Annotated in this window: 2 protein-coding genes; both read right to left on the minus strand. The window is 73.0% G+C overall.

The window, feature by feature from the left end:
• Positions 1-726 (minus strand): DUF2252 family protein (locus tag AC1DUQ_RS21630; RefSeq protein ID WP_477074625.1); only part of this gene is annotated, 726 nt, incomplete at its 3' end.
• 266 nt (positions 727-992) lie between these two features.
• The coding region (locus tag AC1DUQ_RS21635) for a hypothetical protein (RefSeq protein WP_477074626.1) at positions 993-1,584 on the minus strand (592 nt) is incomplete at its 5' end.

The raw sequence follows: 1,584 nt of genomic DNA on the forward strand, positions 1-1,584 counted from the left end.
GTCGATCACCCGGTACTGGCTGAGCAGGTGCCGACGCGCCGGCTCCAGGCTGCTCTGGTACGCCCGCACCAGCTCACCCATCGCCGCGGTGAAGATGCGCGCGGCCTTGTCGCCGAGGATCTCCTCGAGCGAGGTGACCAGCGGCGGGTCCGACCGGAACCGTCGCCGCCCGTCGACGATCTCCGTCAGCTTTCCCACTGCCCGCAGGTGGTCGTGCGTCCGCGCCTTCTTCACCGACGACTCCGTCCGCTTCAGCTGCGCCTTGCCGAAGTCGTCGCGGTGCTCGTGCAGGAAGTCGTCGATGTCGATCCGCGCGTACCAGACCTCGAGGTTCCCCTTGTCGGCAAGGTCGCGGATCGCCGTCCGGTACGTCTTGGCCACCTCCGTGAGGATCTTCCGCCGCTCCCGGTCGTCGACCCCGATGCTCCGCGCCGCGACCTCGACGCTCGCCACCAGACGCTTCACGTCCCACTCGAACGGTCCGGGGAGGGTCTCGTCGAAGTCGTTGAGGTCGAACAGCATCCGCCGCTCCGGCGTCCCGTACACGCCGAAGTTCGACATGTGCGCGTCGCCGCAGAGCTGGACGTCGAGCCCGGAGTCGGGGACGGCCGCGAGGTCGGACGCCATGAGCAGCGCGGCCCCGCGGTAGAACGCGAACGAGGAGGTCGCCATGCGCCCGTACCGGAGCGGGACGAGCTCGGGCAGCCGCGTCGTGCCCTGCGACACCAACAGCTCGATCGGGTCGGGCCGGGAGTCCCCCGCGCCCAGGTGTGCAAGCCGATCCCGCGGCAGCAGAACCCGGGCGGCGGCCCCTCGGGCCTCGCGTTCCTCGCGCGTCAGGTGCGTCACCGGGTCGGCGGCCCGGCGGCGAGAGGGAACGAGGGGCGGCGCGGGCCTGACCCCCCGAAGATCGGGTGCTGGGTCTCGGAGCGCTCCACCGTCGTGAGTCACGATCCGAAACTAGGCCCGCGAGGCGCCGCGCGGAAGAGCACCTACCCCCCGGCCCGCTCCCACCAGCCGGCCGGCCACCCGGGCGAGACGATCGTCAGCCCGTGCAGGGCCGAGGCCTGCGCCAGCTGGAGGTCGTAGGTGGCGACGCCCCCGACCCCCGGGTGCGCCAGCGCGGCCCCCAGGTGGAGCGCGATGAACGGCGGCAGCACGCCGGACACCTTGGTGGCCGCCCGGAGCGTCTGGTCGGAGAACCGGATGACCTCGAGGCGCTCCTCGACGTCGTGGGCCACGCCGGTCGCCTCGACGCCGCGCGGACGGGCTGCACGGCGGAGCTCGGTCAGGCCGAGCGGCGTGGTGAGGAGCTCACCCTCGTGGTCGGCGGTCCACTCGAGCCACTGCGCGCGGCACGGTGCACCCACGAGATACCGGGACAGGGCCGACCCGTCCGCGTACACGCGGAGCGTGGGTGTCGGCGCAGGAACKGGTGCCACGACATCCGGCGTCAGGACCTCGACCGCCCGGGGTTCGTCGTCGGGCGCCGGCCGTGGCTGCGGCAGGACCGCGCTACCGTCGTCGCGCGGTCGCGGCGACGGGCCGAAGGGCGAGGCGGTCACGCCCCCATGATCCCTCACC

The sequence above is a fragment of the Cellulomonas sp. P4_B5_2 genome (assembly GCF_056402235.1).